This window comes from Nocardia jiangsuensis (genome assembly GCF_042650385.1).
Lineage (GTDB): Bacteria > Actinomycetota > Actinomycetes > Mycobacteriales > Mycobacteriaceae > Nocardia > Nocardia jiangsuensis.
Genome location: NZ_JBHSAX010000003.1, coordinates 32,558 through 55,390, shown reverse-complemented (window position 1 = coordinate 55,390; position 22,833 = coordinate 32,558). Strand labels below are relative to the sequence as shown.

Annotated in this window: 24 protein-coding genes; 8 read left to right on the top strand and 16 right to left on the bottom strand. The window is 71.5% G+C overall.

Annotation, left to right across the window (positions count from 1 at the left end; translation table 11 throughout):
- The first annotated feature begins 234 nt into the window (after window positions 1–234).
- Entirely contained in the window at window positions 235–1,455 is a 1,221-nt protein-coding gene (locus ACFO0B_RS02045; protein ID WP_378610539.1) for an amidohydrolase family protein, read from the top strand.
- Window positions 1,456–1,460: 5 nt separating this feature from the next.
- Window positions 1,461–2,531: an NAD(P)H-dependent amine dehydrogenase family protein gene (locus ACFO0B_RS02040; protein WP_378610538.1), complete on the top strand. Its 1,071-nt coding sequence runs from the start codon at window positions 1,461–1,463 to the stop codon at window positions 2,529–2,531.
- 60 nt (window positions 2,532–2,591) lie between these two features.
- Here the strand turns inward: ACFO0B_RS02040 and ACFO0B_RS02035 are convergent, their stop codons facing one another.
- The 7 genes from ACFO0B_RS02035 to ACFO0B_RS02005 all read right to left on the bottom strand — a co-directional run bounded on the left by ACFO0B_RS02035 (window position 2,592) and on the right by ACFO0B_RS02005 (window position 9,071).
- Window positions 2,592–3,197 (bottom strand): TetR/AcrR family transcriptional regulator, encoded by a 606-nt coding sequence (locus tag ACFO0B_RS02035; RefSeq protein ID WP_378610537.1) that lies wholly within the window; start codon window positions 3,195–3,197, stop codon window positions 2,592–2,594.
- 20 nt (window positions 3,198–3,217) lie between these two features.
- The gene (locus ACFO0B_RS02030) at window positions 3,218–3,988 is read right to left on the bottom strand and encodes an SDR family NAD(P)-dependent oxidoreductase (protein ID WP_378610535.1); all 771 of its coding nucleotides are present in this window, start codon (window positions 3,986–3,988) and stop codon (window positions 3,218–3,220) included.
- Window positions 3,989–4,008: 20 nt separating this feature from the next.
- Window positions 4,009–5,181: a thiolase family protein gene (locus ACFO0B_RS02025; protein ID WP_378610534.1), complete on the bottom strand. Its 1,173-nt coding sequence runs from the start codon at window positions 5,179–5,181 to the stop codon at window positions 4,009–4,011.
- 86 nt (window positions 5,182–5,267) lie between these two features.
- A complete protein-coding gene (locus ACFO0B_RS02020; RefSeq protein WP_378610533.1) occupies window positions 5,268–6,488 on the bottom strand; it encodes an NAD(P)/FAD-dependent oxidoreductase in 1,221 nt (406 codons plus the stop codon).
- Entirely contained in the window at window positions 6,485–6,667 is a 183-nt protein-coding gene (locus ACFO0B_RS02015; protein WP_357016186.1) for a rubredoxin, read from the bottom strand. The genes ACFO0B_RS02020 and ACFO0B_RS02015 overlap by 4 nt, the downstream gene beginning before the upstream one ends.
- Entirely contained in the window at window positions 6,664–7,512 is an 849-nt protein-coding gene (locus ACFO0B_RS02010) for a mycofactocin-coupled SDR family oxidoreductase (RefSeq protein WP_378610532.1), read from the bottom strand. Before ACFO0B_RS02010 ends, ACFO0B_RS02015 begins: the two co-directional genes overlap by 4 nt.
- A 17-nt stretch (window positions 7,513–7,529) precedes the next feature.
- Window positions 7,530–9,071 (bottom strand): aldehyde dehydrogenase family protein, encoded by a 1,542-nt coding sequence (locus ACFO0B_RS02005; protein WP_378610531.1) that lies wholly within the window; start codon window positions 9,069–9,071, stop codon window positions 7,530–7,532.
- A 101-nt stretch (window positions 9,072–9,172) separates the two neighbouring features.
- Between ACFO0B_RS02005 and ACFO0B_RS02000 the strand changes: the two genes are divergently transcribed.
- The 5 genes from ACFO0B_RS02000 to ACFO0B_RS01980 are packed head-to-tail and all read left to right on the top strand — an operon-like array spanning window position 9,173 to window position 13,696.
- Window positions 9,173–10,393, top strand: a complete 1,221-nt coding sequence (locus ACFO0B_RS02000; RefSeq protein ID WP_378610530.1) for a CaiB/BaiF CoA transferase family protein — start codon at window positions 9,173–9,175, stop codon at window positions 10,391–10,393.
- A gap of 11 nt (window positions 10,394–10,404) precedes the next feature.
- Window positions 10,405–10,845 carry a nuclear transport factor 2 family protein gene (locus ACFO0B_RS01995; protein WP_378610529.1) on the top strand — a complete coding sequence of 147 codons (441 nt, stop codon included), beginning with the start codon at window positions 10,405–10,407 and terminating at the stop codon, window positions 10,843–10,845.
- Window positions 10,842–11,837, top strand: a complete 996-nt coding sequence (locus ACFO0B_RS01990; protein ID WP_378610528.1) for an NAD-dependent epimerase/dehydratase family protein — start codon at window positions 10,842–10,844, stop codon at window positions 11,835–11,837. Before ACFO0B_RS01995 ends, ACFO0B_RS01990 begins: the two co-directional genes overlap by 4 nt.
- 54 nt (window positions 11,838–11,891) lie before the next feature.
- Window positions 11,892–13,400: a class I adenylate-forming enzyme family protein gene (locus tag ACFO0B_RS01985; RefSeq protein WP_378610527.1), complete on the top strand. Its 1,509-nt coding sequence runs from the start codon at window positions 11,892–11,894 to the stop codon at window positions 13,398–13,400.
- On the top strand, window positions 13,397–13,696 hold the full coding sequence (locus tag ACFO0B_RS01980) for a hypothetical protein (RefSeq protein WP_378610526.1): 300 nt from the start codon (window positions 13,397–13,399) through the stop codon (window positions 13,694–13,696). The genes ACFO0B_RS01985 and ACFO0B_RS01980 overlap by 4 nt, the downstream gene beginning before the upstream one ends.
- On the opposite strand, the gene ACFO0B_RS01975 is transcribed toward ACFO0B_RS01980, so the two are convergent.
- Complete coding sequence (locus tag ACFO0B_RS01975) at window positions 13,693–14,274, bottom strand: TetR/AcrR family transcriptional regulator (protein WP_378610525.1); 582 nt, start codon at window positions 14,272–14,274, stop codon at window positions 13,693–13,695. The two genes, ACFO0B_RS01980 and ACFO0B_RS01975, sit on opposite strands and share 4 nt — an antisense overlap.
- A gap of 64 nt (window positions 14,275–14,338) precedes the next feature.
- Here ACFO0B_RS01975 and ACFO0B_RS01970 point away from each other — a divergent pair, with 64 nt between their 5' ends.
- The gene (locus ACFO0B_RS01970) at window positions 14,339–14,746 is read left to right on the top strand and encodes a DUF6463 family protein (protein WP_378610524.1); all 408 of its coding nucleotides are present in this window, start codon (window positions 14,339–14,341) and stop codon (window positions 14,744–14,746) included.
- On the opposite strand, the gene ACFO0B_RS01965 is transcribed toward ACFO0B_RS01970, so the two are convergent.
- The 8 genes from ACFO0B_RS01965 to ACFO0B_RS01930 form a co-directional block, all read right to left on the bottom strand.
- Entirely contained in the window at window positions 14,717–15,304 is a 588-nt protein-coding gene (locus tag ACFO0B_RS01965) for an RloB domain-containing protein (protein WP_378610523.1), read from the bottom strand. The two genes, ACFO0B_RS01970 and ACFO0B_RS01965, sit on opposite strands and share 30 nt — an antisense overlap.
- Window positions 15,270–16,526, bottom strand: a complete 1,257-nt coding sequence (locus ACFO0B_RS01960; protein WP_378610522.1) for an AAA family ATPase — start codon at window positions 16,524–16,526, stop codon at window positions 15,270–15,272. The genes ACFO0B_RS01965 and ACFO0B_RS01960 overlap by 35 nt, the downstream gene beginning before the upstream one ends.
- Window positions 16,527–16,598: 72 nt before the next feature.
- Window positions 16,599–17,219 carry a cysteine hydrolase gene (locus tag ACFO0B_RS01955; RefSeq protein ID WP_378610521.1) on the bottom strand — a complete coding sequence of 207 codons (621 nt, stop codon included), beginning with the start codon at window positions 17,217–17,219 and terminating at the stop codon, window positions 16,599–16,601.
- A complete protein-coding gene (locus ACFO0B_RS01950; protein ID WP_378610520.1) occupies window positions 17,216–18,205 on the bottom strand; it encodes an aromatic ring-hydroxylating oxygenase subunit alpha in 990 nt (329 codons plus the stop codon). The genes ACFO0B_RS01955 and ACFO0B_RS01950 overlap by 4 nt, the downstream gene beginning before the upstream one ends.
- Window positions 18,202–19,125 (bottom strand): TIGR03619 family F420-dependent LLM class oxidoreductase, encoded by a 924-nt coding sequence (locus tag ACFO0B_RS01945; RefSeq protein WP_378610519.1) that lies wholly within the window; start codon window positions 19,123–19,125, stop codon window positions 18,202–18,204. Before ACFO0B_RS01945 ends, ACFO0B_RS01950 begins: the two co-directional genes overlap by 4 nt.
- The gene (locus ACFO0B_RS01940; RefSeq protein WP_378610518.1) at window positions 19,122–19,997 is read right to left on the bottom strand and encodes an alpha/beta fold hydrolase; all 876 of its coding nucleotides are present in this window, start codon (window positions 19,995–19,997) and stop codon (window positions 19,122–19,124) included. Before ACFO0B_RS01940 ends, ACFO0B_RS01945 begins: the two co-directional genes overlap by 4 nt.
- Window positions 19,994–21,652, bottom strand: a complete 1,659-nt coding sequence (locus ACFO0B_RS01935) for a thiolase C-terminal domain-containing protein (RefSeq protein WP_378610517.1) — start codon at window positions 21,650–21,652, stop codon at window positions 19,994–19,996. The genes ACFO0B_RS01940 and ACFO0B_RS01935 overlap by 4 nt, the downstream gene beginning before the upstream one ends.
- Complete coding sequence (locus ACFO0B_RS01930; protein WP_378610516.1) at window positions 21,652–22,833, bottom strand: acyl-CoA dehydrogenase family protein; 1,182 nt, start codon at window positions 22,831–22,833, stop codon at window positions 21,652–21,654. The genes ACFO0B_RS01935 and ACFO0B_RS01930 overlap by 1 nt, the downstream gene beginning before the upstream one ends.

Genomic DNA, 22,833 nt, shown 5'->3' with positions numbered 1-22,833 from the left:
CCTTGCCACCAGTTTTACCGATAGGTATACAGTAAGTAGCACTGGCCTACCCGACGAGGCGCTGGGAGCACGCATGGCGAACCGCGGAAGTCCGCCGATCAAGACCGTCACCGCCGAGATGCTGCTGTGCGTCTACCCCGAATCGGATACCGCGACGGCCGACACCCGCCTCGGCCTGCCCCGGCGTGACCGACGGCCTCGAATGCTCCGACCCACCGCGCAGAAGGACGAGAAATGACGACGAAGCTGGACTACCTGGCCATCGACGTGGACAACCACTACTACGAACCGCTGGACGCCTTCACCCGCCACCTGCCGAAGGAATTCCGTACCCGCGGCGTGCAGATGGTCACCAGCGGCAAGCGCACGATCGCGCTGATGGGCGAGAAAGCCAACCACTTCGTTCCCAACCCCACCTTCGATCCGATCGTCGAACCCGGCTGCCTCGATCTGCTCTTCCGCGGCGAGATCCCGGAGGGGGTCGACCCCGGCTCGCTGATGAAGCTGGACCGGCTGCCCGATCACCCCGAGTACCAGAACCGCGACGCGCGGATCACGGTGCTCGACCGGCAGAAGCTGGAGACCGTCTTCATGCTGCCGACCTTCGCCTGCGGGGTCGAGGAGGCGCTCAAGCACGACATTCCGGCCACCATCGCCTCGGTGCATGCCTTCAACCTGTGGCTGGATGAGGACTGGGGCTTCGACCGCCCGGACCACCGGATCATCTCCGCCCCGATCATCTCGCTCGCCGACCCCGAGGCCGCGGTGGCCGAGGTCGAGTTCGTGCTGGCGCGCGGCGCGAAGATGGTGCTGGTCCGCCCGGCGCCGGTGCCGGGTGTGGTGAAGCCGCGATCGCTCGGCGATCCGCTGCACGACCCGGTCTGGGCCCGGCTCGCCGAGGCGGGGGTGCCGGTCGGCTTCCACCTCTCCGACAGCGGCTACCTCGCCATCGCGGCGCAGTGGGGCGGCAAGGCCACCTTCGAGGGCTTCGGCAAGAAGGACCCGCTCGACCAGATCCTGCTCGACGACCGCGCCATCCACGACACCATGGCTTCGATGATCGTGCACCAGGTGTTCACTCGGCACCCGAACCTCAAGGTCGCCAGCATCGAGAACGGCTCGTACTTCGTCTACCGGCTGATCAAGCGGCTGAAGAAGGCCGCCAACACCGCGCCCTACCACTTCACCGAGGACCCGGTGGAGCAGCTGCGCAACAACGTCTGGATCGCGCCCTACTACGAGGACGACGTCAAGCTGCTGGCCGCGACCATCGGCGTGGACAAGGTGCTCTTCGGCTCGGACTGGCCGCACGGCGAGGGGCTGGCCGACCCCACCACCTTCACCGCCGACATCCCGCAGTTCCCGGAGTTCTCCTACGAGGACACCCGGCGGGTCATGCGGGAGAACGCGCTCGAGCTGCTCGGCACGAAGGTGCCGAGCGGATCGCCGAGCTGACCGCGATGGCGACCGCCTCCGCGCCGGGCGGGGCCCGGGTGGTCCAGTGGACCACCGGCAATGTCGGCAGGCAGTCCGTGCGGGCCGTGCTGGCCCACCCCGATCTCCGGCTCGTCGGGTGCTACGCCTGGTCACCGGAGAAGGTGGGGCGCGACGTCGGTGAGCTGTGCGACCTGGAACCGGCCGGGGTGACCGCGACCGACGATGTCGACGCGCTCCTCGCACTCCAGCCGGAATGCGTGGTCTACAACCCCATGTGGATCGACGTCGAGGAGCTCACGCGCATCCTGGAACACGGGATCAATGTGGTGACCACGGCCGGTTTCGTCACCGGGCACTCGCTCGGCGCCGACCGCAGGGCCCGCATCCTCGACGCGTGCGCGAAGGGCGGCTCCTCGATCTTCGGCTCCGGGATCAACCCGGGCTTCGTCGATCTGCTGGCCGTCGTCGCCGCGAGCGGTTGCGACCGGGTCGACAAGATCACCGTTGTCGAGGAGGCCGACATCAGCGGCTACGACTCACCGGAGACCGAGCTGCCCGCCGGTTTCGGCAGGCCGATCGGCGATCCCGAGCTGCCTGCGATGACGGCGAAGGCGACCGAGGTGTTCATCGACGCGGTGGAGCTGCTCGGCGACGCGCTCGGCATCGCCTTCGACGAGATCGTCTGCGCGCCGGAGTACGCGATCACCACCGCGGACGTCGATCTGGGCTCCTGGAGTATCGACGCGGGGTGCGTGGCGGGCATCGCCACCAGCTGGCACGGCCGGGTCGGCGGGCGCGGCGTCGTGGAGCTGCGCACCGTCTGGCGCAAGGGGCAGACGCTGGAGCCGGACTGGCCGATCGACACCGGGCACCGGATCATCGTCGACGGTTGTCCCAAGGTCAGCCTGCGCCTGGACATCGCGCCGCCGCCGGACTTCCGCGGCACCACCATGAGCGATTTCATGCGGCTGCCGATGATCCTCACGGCGATGCCCGCGGTGAACGCCATCCCCCAGGTGATCGCCGCCGCGCCGGGGATCGTCACCTACGCCGACATCCTCCCGCTCCCGCGGGGGCTGATCTCGCTCCCCTGACCCCGAAACAGCTCCGCCCCCGGTCCATGGATCGGGGGCGGAGTTGTTCGACTGTGCGGATCACTCTCCGGGGCCGCTGTTCACCATGCGCGCGGTGAGAAAGTCGTCGACGATGCGGGTGCACTGCTCCGGCCCGGCCCCGCCGAAACCGACGAGCTTGGCGAAGACGATGGGTCCGAAGAGCTGGGAGAGCGCGGCGTCGGTGTCGCAACCGGCCAGCGCCCGCCTGCCCTCGGGGCTGCCGAGCAGCTCATCGAAGGGTTTTCGGTACTGTTCGATGAGCCGGTTGCGCAGCGACCCGGCCTCCTCCGACCCGTCGCCGGAGATCGCGACCCAGGTCAGCGCCGCGAGGTGCAGTGGAACGGTGTCGATCACCTCGGCCTGGCGCCGGACCAGGTCGAGCAGCCGGTCGCGCAGGGTGCCGGTGCTGGGCGCGGAGGCCACCACCGGGGCGAGGAGCTGGCCGAGCGCGGCGGCCTGCAGCTCCTTGATGCTGTGGAAGTGCCGGTAGACGGTGGTGCGCGCGACCCGCGAGGAGCGGGTCACCGCCTCCACCGTGACCGCATGCACCCCACCGGATTCCACCAGCGCGGTCGCGGCGGCCAGCAGCCGCGCCCGGGAACGCGAGCGGCGCGGATCGTCTCCCCCGTCGGGTTGCACTGCCACCTCCGCGCCGCTCGAGCCCGTTACTTCGGCTGGAACCGCTGGCCGCCGTCGATCCGGATCACTTCACCGTTGATATACGGATTCTCCAGCAGGTGCTGGGCCAGGAAAGCGTACTCGTCCGGCTTGCCCAGCCGCTTCGGGAAGGGGACGGTAGCGGCGAACTTGGCCAGCCCCTCCTCGCCGATGAGCTCCATGATGGGGGTGTGCATGGTGCCGGGGGCGATGCTGTTGACCCGGATCTTGGTCGCGCTCAGATCCCTGGCCCCGGTCAGGGTCAGCCCGATCACCGCGCCCTTGGCCGCGGAGTAGGCGGACTGCCCGATCTGCCCCTCGTACCCGGCGATGGAGCTGGTCATGACGATGGCGCCGCGCTCATCGCGCTCGTCCAGCTCCTGCGTGGCGATCTTCGCCGCGACCAGCCGCAGCACATTGAAGGTGCCGGTCAGGTAGAGCGCGATGGTGTCGGTGAACCCCTTCAGCGTGTGCGGCGAGCCGTCGCGGTTGACGACCTTCTCCAGCACGCCGAAGCCGCCGTGCGCGATCACCGAGTAGCGCAGCGTGCCCAGCTCGCCGGCCGCGGTGATGGCGGCCGCGACCGAGTCCTCGTCCAGCACGTCGGTGCGCACGTAGACGGCCCGCTCGCCGAGCTCGTCGGCCAGCAGCTTGGCCTTGTCGTCGGCGAGATCAGCGATCACGACCGCCGCGCCCGCTGCGTGCAGCCGCCGCACGGTAGCCGCGCCGAGCCCACCGGCGCCGCCGGTTACCAGCGCAACCGTTCCTTCGAAAGACACAGTGTTTTCCTCTCGTTCGATCAGACTTCGATGACGACGGCGCCACCCTGGCCACCGCCCGCGCACATGGCCGCGACCCCGATGCCGCCGCCGCGGCGGCGCAGCTCGTAGATCAGCGTGGTGATCATCCGCGCGCCGGAGGCCGCGATCGGGTGGCCGAGGCTGCACCCGCTGCCGGAGAAGTTGACCAGCTCCTCGTCCAGCCCGTGCTCGCGGACCGCGGCGATCGGGACCGAGGCGAAGGCCTCGTTGATCTCCCACAGCGCGACGTCCGACGGCTTCAGCCCGGCCCGGTCGAGCACCTTGCCGATCACCTTCACCGCGCCGAAACCGGTCTCGGCCGGGGTCACCGCGGCGTTGGCCCAGGCACGGACCCGGGCCAGGACCGCGAGGTTCTCCGCCTCGGCGTACTCACGGGCGGTGAGCGCGACGGCCGCGGCGGCGTCGTTGATGCCGCTGCTGTTGCCCGCGGTGACCGAGAAGCCCTCGATCTCCGGGTGCAGCACCTTCAGCTGCGCCAGCCGCTCCACGGTGGTGTCCCGGCGCGGGTGCTCGTCCACGGTGAAGTCCAGGACGCTGCCGTCGGGCTGCTCGACCTTCAGCGGCACGATCTCGTCGAGGAACTTGCCCGCGTCGATGGCGGCGATGGCGCGGTGGTGCGAGCGGGCCGCCCAGGCATCCTGCTCCTCCCGGGAGATGCCCGCGATCCGCGCGGTGTTCCAGCCGACGGTGATCGCCATGTCCAGGGTCGGGGCGTCCGGGGTCGCGGGGTGCGAGGGCGGCATCCAGCCGTCCTGGAAATCGGCGGTTCCGGGGATGCGCCAGCGCGACACCGGGTTGGTGGAGAGCGACTGCACGCCGCCCGCGACGATCACCCGCTCCGCGCCGACGCCGACGTGCGCCGCGCCGTTGGCGATCGCGGTCAGGCTGCCCGCGCAGTGCCGGTTCACTGCCTGGCCCGGCACCGAGGTGAGCCCGGTGGCGACCGCGGCGTAGCGGGCCAGATCGCCTCCGCCGTAGTGCGATTCGGCGAAGATCACGTCGTCCACGGCTTCCGGGTCGAGCCCGGCGCGGCGGATCACCTCGGGCAGGATGGTGGTCGCCAGCGTTTCGCTCGGCACGTTCACCAGCGCGCCCTTGAACGAGCGTCCGATCGCGGTCCGTGCCGCTCCGACGATGACGGGCTCGGCCATATCTCTCAACCCCTGGGTTGTCGGGCCGCGCCGCTGCGGCGCGGTTTGTTGTCGTAATGCCAATAGTATGCCATGCGGTAAGTGCTTCAGACAGCCAGTGCGACCAGGTCGATCGAGCCGTCGAGCAGATGGCGCGGCAGCCCGGCGCCCGACCCGATCAAGGTGCGGGCGGCGCGCAGGTCGCGCGGCCTGCCCGCCGCGACCGCGCCGACCAGCCGGTCCCCGGTCAGTGCCAGCGCGAGGAACGCGTCCCCGGCGGGGTCGCCGTCGAGGATCAGCTCGGCTCCCGCGGTCGGCCTGCCCGCGGCCTGGACGGTGCGGCCGTACTGGGCGGTCCAGCACCACGGCACCTCGCGGTACGGGCTGCGCTCGCCGACGATGGCGGCCGCGGCGGCGGCGCCGTGCGACTGCGCGTGGTTCCAGTGCTCGACGCGCACCGAGCCGCCGTGCACCGGATCCGGGAACCGCGCGACGTCACCCGCGGCGTAGATGCCAGGCGCCGAGGTGGCGCAGAACTCGTCGACCACGATGCCGTCGTCGACGCGGAGCCCCGCCGCGCGGGCCAGCTCGTCGTCCGGGGTCATGCCGACGGCGACCACGACGACATCGGCGATCCACTCGCGGCCGTCGGCCGAGCGGAGCCGGGTCCGGCCGGAGATCTCGTCCGCCTCCGTCACCGCGGTACCGGTCTGCACCGCGACCCCGTGTGCGCGGTGCAGTTGCTCCAGGGCCGCGGAGACCGGTTGCGGGAATACCCGGTCGAGAATGCGCGGCCCCGCCTCGAGGATCGTCACCGCCGCGCCGCCTGCCCGCGCCGACGCCGCCACCTCGGTGCCGATCAGCCCGCCGCCGACCACGAGCACCTCGATGCCGGGCCGGGCCAGCACGTCGCGTAGCGCCGTGGCGTCGTGCCGGTCCCGCAGGGTGACCGCGCCGGGGATGGGCACGCCGAGCGAGCGGGGACGGCCGCCGGTGGCCAGCAGCAGCGCGTCGTAGCCGAGCGCGGTGCCGCCGGCGAGCGCCACCCGCGACGCGCTCGGGTCGAGCGCCTCGATCCGGGTGCCGGTCCGCAGGTCGATGCGCAGCTCCGGCCAGGCGGCGGGCGGGCGCAGCAGCGCCTTCTCCGCCGGGAACGCGGCCGCGAGCAGCTCCTTGGAGACCATCGGCCGCCGGTAGGGCGGCGCCGGATCGGCGCCGAGCAGCACGACCTCGCCGTCGAAGCCGCGTTTGCGCAGCGTTTCGGCGGCGGTGGCGCCCGCGATGCCGGTGCCCGCGATGACGACCCGTCCGGAGGGCGGGACCGTCACCGGGCGACCTCGACCATCTCGAAATCGGCCTTGGCGGCGCCGCAGTCCGGGCAGCTCCAGTCCTCGGGAATGTCGTCCCAGCGGGTGCCCGGCTCGATCCCGTCCTCCGGCCAGCCGAGCGCCTCGTCGTACTCGAAGTTGCAGACCAGGCAGCGGTACAGCTTGTACGCCGTCGTCACCCCTGCCACGGCTTCGCCTTCACGTAGCCGCCCGCGTCCACCCGCAGCTGGCTGCCGGTGATGAAGCGGGACTCGTCCGAGGCGAGGAACACCACCAGGTTCGAGACGTCCTGCGGGGAGATGTAGGGCACCGGCATGGCCTGCATGGCGCCGAAGGACCGCTCGGCGTCCTCGCGAGTGGGGCTCTCCAGGTCAGGGCGGAAGATCCGGTACATGCCCTCGTTGTGCAGCATGTCGGTGTCGACATTGGTGGGGTGCACCGCGTTCACCCGGATCGAGCGCTTGGCCAGCTGGATCGAGAGGTCGTTGACGTAGTGCGCGACGACCTGCTTGGCGAAGCTGTAGGCCGAGCCGCCGGGGCCCTGCTTGGTCGAGCTGCCCAGCTGGGCGGCGAGCGAGCCGGTGGCGATCACCGAGCCGCCGTCGCTCAGGTGCGGCAGGCTCGCCTGCACCACGTTGAAGACCCCGACCAGGTCGGTGTCGATGGTGTCCGACCACGACTGGATGGTCTGGCCCTTGCCGAGCGGCGCGATACCCGCGTTGGCGACCACGATGTCGAGCCCGCCCAGCGCCGCGACGCCGTCCTCCAGCGCGCCCCAGACCGCGCTGCGCTCCCGCACGTCGACCACCGCCGACCACGCGGGGACGCCCTCCTTCTCGACCAGCCGGACCGTCTCCTCCAGGTCCTCCGGCCGGGACAGCGGATAGGTATTGCCCGCCAGGTCCGCGCAGATGTCGAGCGCGATGATGCTCGCGCCCGCCGCGGCCAGGTTCACCGCGTGCGAGCGGCCCTGTCCGCGGGCCGCGCCGGAGATCACCGCGACCCTGCCTTCGAGTCGTGCCACCGATTTCGCCTTTCTGTTCACCGCGGCCGGGGGCTGCGGGTGCCGATCGTCTTGGTCTCCAGGTACTGCTGGAAGCCCTCCAGCCCGCACTGCCTGCCGAGCCCGCTCTGCTTGACCCCGCCGAAGGGGGCATCGGCGCCGTAGAACATGCCGCCGTTGACCCCGATCGCGCCGGTCCGCACCCGCCTGGCCACCGCCATGCCGCGCTCCGGGGAGCTCGACAGCACCGCGCCGGCCAGGCCGTAGTCGCTGTCGTTGGCCAGCCGCACCGCGTCGTCGTCGCCGTCGTGCGGGATGATCACCAGCACCGGGCCGAAGATCTCGTCCCGCGCGATCGGCAGGGTGTTGTCGGCGCAGGCGAAGACCGCGGGGCGCACGAAGAAGCCGTCGCGCAGGTGCGGGGCGATGTCATCGGGGATGCCGCCGCCGGTGACCAGCCGGGCGCCGTCGCGGACCCCGCGCTCGACGGCATCGAGCACCCGGCGCTGCTGGGCGGCGCTGATCAGCGGGCCGACCAGGGTGTCGGGCAGCGCGGGGTCGGCGGGCGGCACGGCGCCGTAGGCGGCGGCGACCTGGGCGGTGATCTCGTCGACCAGGTGGCGCGGCACCAGCATGCGGCTGGTGGCGGCGCAGGCCTGGCCCGCGTGCACGCACACCCCGATCGCGCTGCGGATCGCCGCCATCGGGTCGGCGTCGTCCAGCACGATGAGCGCGGACTTGCCGCCGAGCTCGAGGAAGGTGCGCTTCATGGTGTCGGCGGCGGTGCGCACGAGGTGCTTGCCGACCGCGGTCGAGCCGGTGAACGAGATCAGGTCCACCCGCGGGTCGGTGGCCAGCAGCCCGGCCACCTCGTTGCTCGGGGTGGTGACCACGTTGAGCACGCCGGGCGGGAAGTCGGTGCGCTCGGCGATCAGCCGGCCCAGCCGGGTGGCGTTCCACGGGGTGTTCGGGTCCGGCTTGAGTACCACGGTATTGCCTGCGGCCAGGGCGGGGCCGATCTTGTTCAGCACCACCTCGACCGGGAAGTTCGACGGGCAGATCGCGGCGACCACGCCGACCGGCTCCTGCACCACGGTGCGCACATTGCGCTCGCCGAACAGCCCGCCGCCGGGAAGTACCCGCTCCCAGGCGAATTCGTCGATCAGCCGCAGCGGGTAGCGCAGCGCCTCGGCCAGCGGCCAGTCCACCTGCGCATTGGTGAGCGTCATGGCCGGGCAGCCGGCCTCGGCGATCAGCTCCTCGCCGAGTTCGGTCTTCTCGCCCTCCAGCGCCGTCTGCAGCTGCTCTAGGCAGCGGGCGCGCAGCGCGCGGTTGCGCGGCCAGTCGGTGTCGTCGAACGCGCGCCTGGCCGCGCCGATCGCCCGGTCCATGTCGGCGGCGGTCGCGGCGGCGGTGCCGCCGAGTACCTGCCCGGTCGCGGGGGCGATGTTGTCGAATTCGGCGCCGTCCGCGGCCGCCCGCAGCTCGCCGTCGATCAGCATCCTGCGTTCGGCCCGCGCCGCGGCGCGCGCCGCGACCTCGAGGACCGGGGCGGTCCGTGCTCCGAGAACGTCGCTCACAAGCCCTCCAGTTCGTTCCCGACATCCGGTATCGGGTGAGTAACTGTAACTCTTACCGTATAGTACTTCAAGACAGTGGACGGACGTGGAGAGGAGCGGCGATGTCAGGTCTGCTCGACGGTGTGCAGGTGGTGGAGCTGGCCTCGTGGACCTATGTCCCGAGTGCGGGCGCGGCCCTGGCCGACTGGGGTGCGCAGGTGATCAAGATCGAGGACACCCGCGGCGGTGACCCGTGTCGCTACCTCACCATCGGCGGCCTCGATCCCGCCGACGCGCGGGTGCGTGCCAGCGTGATGATGGAGATCGGCAACCACGGCAAGCGCAGCATCGGGGTGGACATCAAGTCCGCCGAGGGCAGGCGGATCTTCGGCGAGCTCATCGCCCGCGCCGACGTCTTCCTCACCAACTGGCTGCCCGCACCGCTGGAGCGCGCCGGGCTGACCGTGGAGCAGATCCGCGAGTTCAACCCGAAGGTGATCATCGCCCGCGGGAGTGGGCAGGGCAGCCGCGGGCCGGAGAAGGACCGCGGCGGCTTCGACGCCGCGAGCTACCTGGCCAGGGGCGGGGTCGCGCACGCGCTCACCGTGGCCGATCAGGAGTTCCCGGTGACCCAGACCCCCGCCTTCGGTGACCTGCAGGGCGGCATCACGCTGGCCGGCGGCATCACCGCCGCGCTGTTCCACCGCGAACGCACCGGGCACGCCCCGATCGTCGACAGTTCACTGCTGGCCCAGGGCATGTGGGCGGTCGCCCCGGACATCGCCGCCGCCGACTACTTCGGCATCGACCGCATCCCGGTCGGCAACGCGGGCACCGCGCCCAACCCCGCGGTGAACCGCTACCGCACCCGCGACGGCCGCTGGGTCCAGCTGGTGCTGCTGCAGGCGGACCGCTTCTGGCCCGGCTTCTGCGCCCGCATCGGCCGCCCCGACCTCGGCACCGACGAGCGCTTCGTCCCGCTGGCGAACCTGGTCGCGAACCAGGACGCCGCCACCGCCGAGCTGCGCCGCACCTTCGCCGAGCGCGACCTCACCGACTGGCAGAAGGCGCTCGCCGACGAGCCGGGCGTGTGGGCAACCATCGCCACCCCGCGCGAGGTGCTCGACGATCCGCAGGCCCAGGCCAACGGCTATTTCCTCACGCTCACCGACGACGCGGGCGAGGAGTTCCGCACGGTGGCCGCGCCGGTGCAGTTCGACGAGACCCCGCCCGCGCCGACCCGCGCCCCCGAGTACGGCCAGCACACCGAGGAGATCCTGCTCGAGCTGGGCATGGACTGGGATCAGATCATCGCCGCGAAGGAATCCGGCGCCGTTCTCTAGGAGCAGATCCCATGGATCCCCTCACCACCGTCGTGGAGCTGGAAGCGCTGCGCACCCTGAAGGCGCGCTACTGCCACCTGCTCGACACCCGCGACTTCGCGGGCTGGCGGGCGCTGCTGCGCGACGACCTGAAGGTCCGGGTGGCCATCACCGCGCCGGGGCCGGACGCGCCGCCCGCGCTCACCTACGACAGCGCCGACGAGTTCGTCGCCGGGGTGACCGCGAGCCTCAACGGCGCGGCCACCATGCACCACTGCCACACCGCGGAGCTGGAGCTCACCTCCGCCACCACCGCCACCGGTATCTGGGCCATGGAGGACCGGCTGCTCTACCCCGGTGGGCAGAAGGTCTGCGGTGCCGGGCATTACCACGAGAGCTACGTCAAAGCGGGCGGGCGGTGGACGATCGCGACGCTCGAGCTGACCCGGACCCTGCTCGAACTGCCCCGATGAGCGCCGCTCCGGTGCTGGTCATGGGGGCCAGCGGGTTCCTCGGGTCGCATGTCACCCGGCAGCTCGTCGCCCGCGGCGACCGGGTTCGGGTGCTGCTGCGCGCGACCAGCCCCACCCGCGGGATCGATGATCTCGATGTCGAGCGGCACTACGGGGACATCTTCGACGAGGACGCGGTTCGCACCGCCATGGCCGGGTGCGAGGTCGTCTACTACTGCGTCGTGGACACCCGTGCCTGGCTGCGCGACCCGGCGCCGCTGTTCCGCACGAATGTCGAAGGGCTGCGCGGGGTGCTGCGGCTCGCGGCGCAGGCGCGGCTGCGGCGCTTCGTGTTCACCAGCACCATCGGCACCATCGCGCTCGGCGACGGGCGCGCGCCCGCCACCGAGGACACGCCGTTCGACTGGGACGGGGGCGACTACATCCGGTCGCGCCGCGCGGCCGAGGATCTCGTGCTCGGGCACGGCCTGCCCGCGGTGGCGCTGTGCGTCGCCAATACCTACGGCACCGGCGACTGGCAGCCGACACCGCACGGCTCGCTGGTCGCGCTCGCGGCGCTCGGCCGGATGCCGGTGTACTTCCGCGGGGTCGGCTCCGAGGTCGTCGATGTCGAGGACGCCGCGCGGGCCCTGCTGCTCGCCGCGGAGCACGGGCGGCCGGGTGAGCGCTACATCGTCTCCGAGCGCTTCCTCTCCCAGCGGGAGATCTACCGTCTCGCCGCCGCGGCCGGGGGCGTTCCGCCACCGCGCTTCGGTATCCCGCAGTTCGCGCTGGTAGCGGCCGGCCGCGCCGGTTCGCTCGCCGCACGGCTGCTGCGCCGCGACATCGTCCTGAACGCGACCGCGGTGCGACTGCTCCGCCGCACCGCGCCGCTGGACCACGGCAAGGCCGAGCGGGAGCTCGGCTGGCGGCCCGGTTCGGCCGCGGCGGCCATCGAGCGCGCCGCCCGCTTCGCGGTCGAGCGCAGGCGCGACCGCGTACTCCATTCCTGACATTCGAAGGACAGTCACCATGCCCCTCGTCACCCCCCTACCGACGGTGCCGCGATGAGCCTGTCGCTACTGCTCGACATGGCCGTCTCCGGCGATCCGGAGCGCGTGGCGGTCAGTGCCGACAATGCGTCGGTCACCGTTGCCGAACTGGACGTCATGGCCGACCGGGCGGCCGCATTCCTCCTCGAGTCCCGGGTGCGGCACGTCGCCTACGTTGGCACCGGTGGACTCGCGCTTCCCCTGCTGCTCTTCGCGAGCGCGCGCGCCGGCCTGCCCTTCACCCCGCTGAACTACCGGCTCGGCGCCGCGGCGCTGCACGAACTCGTCGACCGGCTGACCACGCCGCTGGTGGTCGCCGATCGCGAGTACGCCGAGGTGATGCGGGGCGCCGGTCAGCAGGTGGTGGACACCGCGCTCTTCCTGGCCACCGCCCGCGCGCACGCCGCCCCCTCCGAGCCGGTCTTCCCCGACCCGGACGACGTCGCGGTGGTCCTGTTCACGTCGGGGACGACCGCGCAGCCGAAGGCGGTCGAGCTGACCCACGCCAACCTCACCGAATATGTCACCGGCACGGTTGATTTCGCCGTCGCGGAGCCGGATGACGCGGTGCTCGTCTGCGTCCCGCCCTACCACATCGCGGGAGTCGGGGCCGCACTGTCGAACCTGTACGCGGGGCGCAGGATCGTCTACCTGCGCCGGTTCGACCCGCGCGACTGGGTCCGGCTGGTCCGGGAGGAACGCGTCACCAATGCCACCGTGGTCCCGACCATGCTGGACCGCATCGTCACCGAGCTCACCGCGCACCCCACCGAGCTGCCCGCCCTGCGCACCCTGGCCTACGGCGGCGCGAAAGCACCGCTCCCCCTTGTCCGCCGGACCATGGCACTGCTGCCGTCGGTCGGGCTGGTCAATGCCTACGGGCTGACCGAGACCAGCTCCACCATCGCCGTCCTCACGCCCGAGGATCACCGGCTCGCCGCGGCCTCGGAGGATTCCGCCGTCGTCCGGCGGCTCGGCTCGGTCGGGCGCGCGGTGCCGGGTGTGGAGCTGCAGATCCGCGACGAGTCGGGCGCGGTGCTCGACCCCGGCGCCACCGGCGAGCTGTTCGTGCGCGGCCCACAGGTTTCGGGCAACTACACCGGCATCGGTTCGGCGCTCGACGCCGAGGGCTGGTTCCCCACCCGCGACCTCGCCGAACTCGACCCCGACGGCTACCTGTTCCTCGGCGGCCGCTCCGACGACACCATCATCCGCGGCGGCGAGAACATCGCCCCCGCCGAGCTCGAGGACGTCCTGGTCGAGCACCCCGCGGTGCGCGAAGTCGCCGTCGTCGGCGTACCCGACCCCGAATGGGGCCAGATCATCCTCGCCGTCATCGTCCCGGCCGACGGCGCCGTGGCCGACCCCGAGGAGCTGCGCGCCCACGTCCGCGCCGCTCTGCGCGGCTCCCGCACCCCCGACCGCGTCGTCTTCCGCGACGAGCTCCCGGTCACCCCGACCGGCAAGATCCTGCGCCGCGACCTGGTCGCGGAGTTCACCGCCATCGACAAGGAGACAGTGTGATCAGGAACGGAACCCGCCTGGCCAGCCAGGTGTGCGAAACCCAGGTCATCGTGGTCAAATCCACCCCCGCGCTCGACGCCCTGACCTGCGGCGGAGCACCGCTGGCTGCCCTCGGCGCCGAACAGGCCGACGCCGTCCTCGACCCCGACTTCGCCGAGGGCACGGTGCTCGGCAAGCGGTACGCCCACGAGAGCGGCGCCGAACTGCTCGTCACCCGCGCCGGGGCGGGCAGCCTCGCCGTCGACGGAATTCCGCTGGGGCTCAAGCAGGCCGTCCAGCTGCCCTCCAGCGACTAACGCAGGACAGCCAGCGCGCCGCTGACCACCGTGTCGACCAGCTTGCCGACGTCTTCGGGCGGGCCGCCGAGCACGAAGAGCCAGACGAAGAGCGGGCCCACCACCAGGGCGTGCAGCACGAGCGGGTCGGGCTCCTGAGCGAGCTCGCCGCGCGCGACGGCCCGGTTCAGCACCTCCTCGAGCACGGCTCGCTGCTGCGCGAGGAAGACCTCCGAGAACCGGGCGGCGAGCCCTGACGAGCCGTAGAGATCCGCGAGCAGACCCGTGTAGACGCCGGGCGGTGCGGCGGCCAGCTGCGTGGCGAGGGTGCCGCAGACCGCGCCGAGATCCTCAGCGAGCGAGCCGTGATCCGGCGGCGGTTCCCCGCTCCCGCCGTGGATGGCGACGGTGTAGATCAGCTCCTGCTTGGTGGGGAAACGCCGGTAGATCGCCGCCTTCCCCACCCCCGCCCGCGCCGCCACACCATCGACCGTGAACCCGGCATACCCGCGCTCGGCCAGCAACTCGCGCGCCGCCCGCTCGATCGCTCGGTCGACCTGCTCATCCCGCGGCCGCCCACCTTGCCTGACTTCACTCACTCCCCTAGCATACGGAACCATCAGTTCCGGAACCTATAGTTCCGTATCTAGGACGGAGTGCGACATGATCACCTGGGCGGGCCGCCTGCTCTTGCTTCTCGGCGCCGGACATCTGCTGGCGGGCCTCGTGCTCACGGCCCCGCGTCACGGCGGCGACTGGTTCTCCGGTGGGGTGTGGGGCGAGGGCGGTGACATCATCGACATGACTCCGGCGAACAGCGCGTTCTGGCTCACCGCGGGCAGTTTCGGCCTGCCGCTCGCGCTGATCGGCGCCCTGGTGATGTGGCTGGATCGCCGCGACATCGCCCCGCCCACGTTCCTCGCCGTCGGGCTGGGCGTCTGGTCCGTGTTCGCCGCGATCATCTTCGAACCCGCCCCCTGGCCGGTCATCTGGATCGCCGTCGGCCTGCTGGTCGCTGGAGCTCGCCGCCAGCGACTTTCGCTACCTCAGCAGCCCCAGGGCTTCGAGTAGCCGCCACACGTCGGTCGACGGATCCCGCTTCAGCGGGTCGCAGTGACTCCTGTGCCCCGACGCGGCAGAACAACCATCGGTCGGGCAATCCTCGGTCAGCTTTTCGGCACGTCGCGCGGCTGCCCGGTGCTTTCCTGTCAACGTCGCCGCACGGTAGCCTCCGACGCTTTTGTCACCCCGATCCGAGAACGACTCCCAGTGCTGCCGACCCCGCAATTTCTCGTGCACGATTCTGTCGGAGCCGCCCTGCGCGCCACCGAACGATTGAAAGTGCAGAAGAAGCCACAGGCCGAAGGAGGGATGCGAGAAAGCGATCTGGACGCCGCACCTCGCCCATTCGGGCGGAACAGCGGGTGAATCCGGAACCCGTACTCCTCGCCGTGACTCCTCTGGAGATGAGCGAGATAATCGGGCTCGGTCTTCTCGCCCTCGACGGCGACATAGAAGAGCCGGACGGAACGTGGCCGCCCCGGTGCCGGATGCACCGACCGCTCCGCATTCGGATCGCTGCGGCGTTTCCGGCTCACTCGTCCGCCGCCCGGAGTTGCGCGACCTCACGGGCCACCTCACCGGTCATCACCCGCGGCACCCCGCCATAGCGACCGCGCAGATAACCCCGCTCCAAATTCTCGTCCCTGCGCGGATGGGCGTCGGTGAGCGGATACAGCTCGGTCTCCCCCGTGGCCTTCTTGGCCGTCACCCTGACCTGTTCGCGACCGAGCGGCCGACCGGCGGCCGCGGTGCCGAGCAGCGTCGCATCGTGGGTGGTGAACAGCAATTGGGCCCGATTCGGGTTGGCCTCCAGGTCCTGGAACATGCCGATCACCTCGGCGGCGAGCAGCGGGTGCAGGCTGGCGTCGAGTTCATCGGCCAGCAGAACCGAGCCGCTCGCGAGCACGTCGAGCGCGGGCCCGAGAAAAGCGAACCAGGCGTGCGTCCCGAGTGATTCCTGGGAGAGGAAATCGAGCGGGACCGGTGCGCCCGCACGCGTCCGATGCAGGAGCCGGACCCGCTTCTCCCTCGGCAGGGAACTATCGATCGCCAATCCGACGATTCCCAGGTCGGCCGCGACCAGCAGGGCCTCGATCTGCTCGCGGTACCGGCCGTCGATCAGCCGATCGCGGGTATGGGCACTGCGGCTCCGGACGTCGCGATCCGACGTGACCAGCCGCAGATCCTTGAGAAACCACCGATGCACCTCGCCGAGCTGCTTGTGGTTGAAACTCGCCCCGACCGTGAGGAGCAGCGCGTTCGGTCTGGTGAGTTCGGTGAGCCGCTTACCTTCCCGAAGGTTCGAATTCGGGAAGCGGAAGTCGTCACCGTCTTCCCGATCGGCCTCGCGATCGAACCAGACCTGCTTGTGGCCTTCGGGATAGGCGTGCAGCCACTCGGCCTCGACCCGCTCGTCGGAGAGTTCGAAACCGTAGGTGTACCGCACTCTGCGTGGACCGAGCAGGACATCGACCTCGAAGAGCGTGGTCTCCCCGCGAGCCGCAGGATCGAGCGCGAAGGGCTCGCGCGGAATGCCATCGAGCCGCGCCCACTCGGCCACGGAGTCCACGACGGCGGACCGCATGGCGAGGACGGCCTGCAGCACGTTGGACTTACCGGAGGCGTTCGCCCCGAAGATGCCGACGACCGAGAGGAGCGAGATCTCCTTGCCGCCCGCCACCACACCGGTCGGCCATGCCGTCCCCTCGTCCGGGTCGGCGGCGACGAATGACAGCTCGTGCTCGTCTCGGATCGAGCGGAAGTTGGCTACGCGGAACTTCAACAGCATGGCGCACCCCTTCCCCGAGCCGGTTTTCGTACCGTATGCGAGGAAATACTACGTCATCGCGGTAAAAACCCCCTACTCCGACCACACCTCGATCAGCTCGGCCGTCGTCGTGACCGTGGTGAGCAGGGCGAGGGAGTTGGCGATGACGGCGGCGCCGTACTCGGCGGGCACCCCGGCGACCGCGTCTCGGGGCAGTACGACGTCGTAGGCGCGGTTGACCGCGTCCATGACCAGGTTCGGGATGGCGACATTCAGGGAGACGCCGGTGACGACGAGGGTACGGATGCCGAGGTTGCGCAGGGTGGCGTCGAGGTCGGTGCCGCCCATGGGGCCGAGGCCGTGGCGGCGGGTCGACACGAGATCCTCGGGTTCCGGGCCGAACTCGGGGAGGAGCGCGGCACCGGGGCTGCCGGGGGTGACGGCGACGCCGCGCCGGGCGAGGGCGAAGAGCGCGGCATTGTGGTTGGAGCCGCGGCCGTCGGCGCGGCGCTCGACCAGGCAGTGCACCACGGTGACCCCGGCGGAACGAGCCGCGGGGAGCAGCGCGGCGATATTCGGCAGCGCCTCGGCGCGGGCGACCTCGGCGAGCGCGGGCAGCCCGGCGGCCGGGCCGACGACCGCGCCCTGCAACTCCTGGGTGATCAGCGCGGTGTGCGCCGGGTCGACCAGCGCAGCGGGCAGCGGGCGGCTCACACCGGCACGTCGTAGAACTGCTGCGCCCACTTGCGCAGCGACATATACGGTTTCACGTCCGCGGGCGAGAGCGCCGGGTGCTCGACGTACTTCTGGTAGCGCCAGATGCTCAGGTCGTCCCACACCGTGATGAGGAATTGCCGCTCCACCTTGGCCTGCACCTCCGGCGGCGGCACGTCGCCGTCGTCACCGGGCAGCTTGGGCCACCAGATGGAGTAGAAGAGATCCGAGCTCTCGTCGTCCACGGGCGTGGCGGCGAAGATGAGCCGGTGGTTGGACGAGCCCTCGAAGGCGCTGATCGAGCCGCCGAGCCCGAACATCTGCGCGTGGATACGCAGCGCCATGGCATCCGGGTCTTCACTGCGGACGTCGGGCCAGCCGGTGAGGAAGTTCCAGGTGTGGCCCTCCTCGGTCCATTCGAGCATCTTCGGGGTCACCGTCGCGCGGTGCACGTAGCGGAAGTGCGCGCTGTCGGGGCCGTTCTCCAGCACGACCTGCGGGTGCACCGGCTCGCGCTCGGCCTTGCGGGAGAACTCCGGATAGGGCCGGTAGAAGGAGTCCGGATCCCTGGCGAGATCCGGGAAGAGCCCGAGGATGTCCGGCATCTCCCAGCTCGGCGGCTCGCCCTCGGGGTGGTGCCACATGAACACGCACCCGTTCTGCTCGTTCACCGGGTAGACCCGCAGCTTGAGCCCGCGATTGACCCGGCTCTCGCCGGGGATGTTCTTGTTGCGGCCGTCCGGCCCCCAGCGCCAGCCGTGGAACGGGCACTCGATGCAGTCGCCGACGACCTTGCCGCCGTGCCCGAGGTGCGCGCCGAGGTGGCGGCAGTGCCCGGTGAGCACGTGCAGCTCCCCCGCGTCGTCGCGGTAGGCCACCAGGTCTTCGCCGAAGTAGTGCAGCGGGCTGCTCTGCCCCTGCGGGAACTCGGCCGACCAGCCGATCATGAACCAGCCGGTGACCTTCCAGGTGAACGGAACCTTCACGATGTCCTCCAGTCGTCGTGGAATGTCTCGCCGAAGCGGTCGAGAAAGGCCGCGGTCGCCGCGGGCGAGCTGCCGTCGGCGTGCACCACCGCGGAGGTGGCGCCGCGCTTGCCCAGGTCGGCGAGCACGGCACGGGCGTCGGCGACGCTCGCGGGGTCGTCGAAGCGGAAGTGCGGGCACACGACCTGGATCGTCACCGATTCCGGGTCACGTCCCGCCCGCTCCAGATCTCGGCGCAGCCGATCGACCGCGTCCCCGAACTGCTCGGGTGTCTCCAGTGCGGCGGTGCGCATGGCGGCGGCCATGCGCGCGGCGGCGATGATCGGCATCCAGCCGTCACCGTGCACGACCACCCGCCGCCGGGCCGCGGCGCCGTTGCCGCCGATCCAGAGGGGTGGGTGCGGGCGCTGCACCGGCCGCTGCGACCAGGTCTCGCCCGGTGCGCCGAAGCCACTGCCGGACACCGGCTTCGCGGGGTCCGTCCAGATCGAGCGCAGCGCGCCCAGCGCCTCGTCGAACAGGGCGGCGCGCCGCTCGTGAGCGACCCCGAGCGCGGCGAACTCGGCGCGCAGGTACCCGGCCCCGACCCCGGCGATCAGCCGGCCGCCGGAGACGATATCCAGGCTGCCGAGCGCCTTGGCCGACAGGTACGGGTTGCGGAACGGCAGCACGTACAGGTTTGTCAGCAGCCGCAGCGTGCTGGTCACGCCGGCCACGAAGCCGAGCGCCGCGATCGGGTCGAGGGTTTCGTGCCCGCCCGCGCCCCGCCACTTGGCCGAAGGCGCGGGGTGCTCGCTCAGCGCGAGCGCGTCGAAGCCGACGGCCTCGGCGCGCACGGCGACCTCGCGGATCACCTCCGGGCGCAGGTAGTCGAGCGGGGCACTGGGCTGTTCGCTCGGATACTCCAGCACGTACTTCATGCGCCGCGCTCCTTCTCGTCCGGTGCGGCCGCGGCGGCCACCGCGCACTCCTCGGCGAAGGCGAGCACGCCGAGGTGGTAGGCGGTGGCGCCGTGACCCGCGCTCAGGTTGTGCCCCGCGTCGGCCTGGTGGTTGAACTCGAACCGCGGTGCGCCGGGGAAGATTCCGCGAATCTCGTCGAGCGCCGCGGCGTCGCGTCGCCACACCGATTCGTGCTCGGCGCAGGTGACGCGCACCGGAACCCGGATATCGGGGGCCAGCGCCCGGAAGTCGTCCGGCCAGTCCACCGCGACGTCGGCTTCGTAGCCGGGCGCCCTGTCGGCAATCGGCCTGCCGCCGAACAGCTCCGGCGGATACACCCGCGCCGGCTGCCACAGCAGATCGCGGATGCCGGCGCGGTCCTGCTCCCGGACCAGGGCCGCGATCCGCTGGATGGCGCGCTCCTGCCGGACCAGCCCGGTTCCGGCGAGTTCGAGCCCGAGCAGGGCGTCGCCGCGCTCGTCGGCGGCCATCCGGACGGCGAGATCACACCCGGCCGAGTGCCCGACCAGGAAGACGCCCGCACCGCGGCTGCGGGCACCGAGCAGGGCGTCCACGGTGCGGTACATCGCGTCGACCCGGCGCCGCGGCGGCCGGAACTCGGCCTCGGCGACGGCGGAGGCGCCGTAGCCGGGGCGGTCCGGCGCCAGCACGGTGAAGCCGAGCGCGGCGCCGGTGCGCAGCAGCGACGCGCGCGGATGGCCGGGCAGGTCGAAGTAGCGCGCGTTGGCCGCGCCGCCGTGCACGGCGACCAGCACCGCGCGCGGCTCGTCGACCTCCGCGCAGAGCGCCGACATCGGGATCCCGTCGACCTCGACGGTGCGGGCCCTCATCGGTCGGCCCGGAGCAACAGCACCCCGCTGGGGGTGAGCCCGCCGCTGGAGACCACCGCGACCGAGGCGCCGGCGACCTGCCTGGCCCCGCCGTCGCCGCGCAGCTGCACGATCGCCTCGTGCAGCAGCCCCATCCCGTGCGTGCGGCCGTGCGAGAGCTGGCCGCCGTGGGTGTTCAGCGGCAGCACGCCGTCGCGCGCGATGTTCTTCCCGGCCCGCAGGAAGTCCTTCGCCTCGCCGATCCCGCAGAAGCCGAGCGCCTCGATCCAGGACAGGCAGTTGAAGGTGAAGCCGTCGTAGAGCTGGGCGACATCGACGTCGGCCGGGCGCAGGTCGGTGCGGGTCCACAGGTGCGCCGCCTGGCCGATGACCTGGGGTTCGTGGGTGAGCGTGCTCTGGTCCCACTCCAGCCGCTCGATGATCTGGGTGCCGACGGCCTCCACCAGGACGGGCGGGCGGGCCAGGTCACGGGCGGCGTCCTTCGCCGAGACGACAACGGCGACGGCGGCATCGCACGGAACATCGCAGTCGTAGAGCCCGAACGGCGTGGTGATCGGGCGGGCATTCAGGTAGTCGTCCATCGTGAGCGGGTCGCGGTAGATGGCGTCCGGGTTCAGGGCGGCATTGGCGCGCTGGTTGAGCGCGATCCAGCCGAGGGTTTCCCGGTCGGTGCCGTAGCGGTGGAAATGCCGCTGCGCGTTCTGGGCCAGGGTGTGCGCGGCCGAGGTGGCGCCGAACGGGATCTGCCAGCTGTCGGTGCGGCCACCGGGCGCGGTGAGCCTGCCCGTGCGCACCAGCTCGCCGTAGGTGGACTCCCAGATGGTGCGGAAGCACAGCACGTGCCTGGCCAGCCCGCTCGCCACGGCGAGCATGGCCGCGATCACCGAGCCGCCGGGGCCGAAGGTCTCCGGGCCGCCGCTGTGCCAGGTCGGCCGCAGCCCGAGCGCGGATTCCACCGCGGTGACCCCGCCCTCGCCGAACGGGCCGAGGTTGGGGCCCGGGTAGGTGGAGAGGCCATCGATGTCGTCGAGCAGCAGCCCGGCGTCGGCGACCGCCTCCCGGCAGGCCCGCAGCGTCAGCGCCAGCGGGTCGGCCATGGTGCGCCTGCCGGGTGGCGTCGCGCCGATGCCGGTGATGGCGACCCGGTCCTCGAACTTCTCCGTGCTCGCCGGGCGGCGCACGTACCGGCCGACGGTGTCGGCGGTGACCTCGTCCTCGGGCAGCGGCGCGGGCAGCGCGGGCGGCGGGGCCGGGCGGAAGAGCGGCAGCCAGACGTCGTCGTGCTGCTCGAACACCACCTCCATCGGCATCCCGAGGTGCAGGGTGTCCGGATCGCACTGCACCGCGTTGGTGGTCAGCCGCACCCGCGCGTCCTCGCTGAGCGCGACCTGCGCCACCACGTAGGGGGCGGGCAGGCCCGGCAGCGCGAAGCGGTGGTTGACGGTGAACCCGATCAGGGTGGCGGCACCGGAGACCGCCCGCACGCCGATCTGCTCGCCGCGGCAGTACCGGCACACCGGCTGCGGCGGGTGGATGAGCGCGCTGCAGGAGAGGCACTCCTGCACCCGCAGCCGCCCGTCCGCTCCCGAGGTCCAGAAGAACTCGTTCTGCGGGGTCAGCAGCGGCAGCGGGCGCTGGGCGTCGTGCTCCGGCATCAGCTCGCGGCCACGGGCTGCTTCGGCGGCGCATAGGCGGGCCTGCCGAGACCGAGGACGTGCTGGGCGATCATATTGCGGAACACCTCGAGCGTGCCGCCGTAGATCCCGCACAGCGGTGCCCACCGGTACAGGTAGCCGGCGGCGCCCTCGTCGGCGGCGCCATCGGCGCCCGCGGACAGCGCCGCCGCCGGGCCGAGCACATCCATCAGATCGGGCGAGATGTCGCGCATGGTCTGGGCCAGCGCCACCCGGCCGAACATGTGCGGCGCGCTCAGCGCGGCCTCGAGTTTCGCGACGCTGCGGCCCAGCCGCACCGCCGCCGAGGCGTCCTCGGCCACCCGGTCGGCGGCGAGCCCGGCGACCCGATCGACGGTGGTCGCCATGGTCGATCCCTGGTGCGTCATGATCGAGACGTCCTGCAGCCCGTCGTTGGCGGCGTCGACCACGCCGTGCTCCTCGTTGAGCGGGCCGAGCAGCACCGCCCAGCCGTCGTTCACCTCGCCGAGGCGGTAGCGGTCGGGCACCCGCACGTCGCTGTAGTAGACGATGTTGGTGCGGTCGCCGTCCACGGTGCGCAGCCCCTGGATCTCGATGCCCGGGGTGTCCAGCGGCACCAGGAACATGGTGAGGCTCTTGTGCTTGCGCGCGGCGGGGTCGGTGTTGGTGATCAGGAAGACGTAGCGGGAGTTGTGCGCGCCGGTGGTGAACATCTTCGAGCCGTTGATGATCCAGTGGTCACCGTCGCGCACCGCGCGGGTCTTGCAGGTGGCGACGTCGGAGCCGCCGTCCGGCTCGGTGTAGCCGAGGCAGAGCCGGACGGTCCCGTCGAGCACGCCGGGCAGCACCTCGTCCTGCAGCTCCTGCGAACCGTGCCGCAGCACCGACGGCACCACGATCTTGGTCGTCCCCCAGGTCACCCACGGCACCTCGGCGCGGCGCTTCTCCAGGTCCCAGAGCCGCTCGCGCAGCCGGTTCAGCTCCGGCCCGCCCTCCCGGTGCAGCTCGGCGGCGAGCCAGCCGGCGGCGGCCATGGCCAGGTGCACACCCTCGTCGAAGTTGTCACCGGTCTCGCGGTCGCGGCGCCGCACCTCGTCGGTGACGTGCTCGTCGAGGAAGGCGCGAACCTCGGCCTGGAAGCGGGTGTCCTCCTCGGACAGTTCCACCCGTGAGAAATCCAT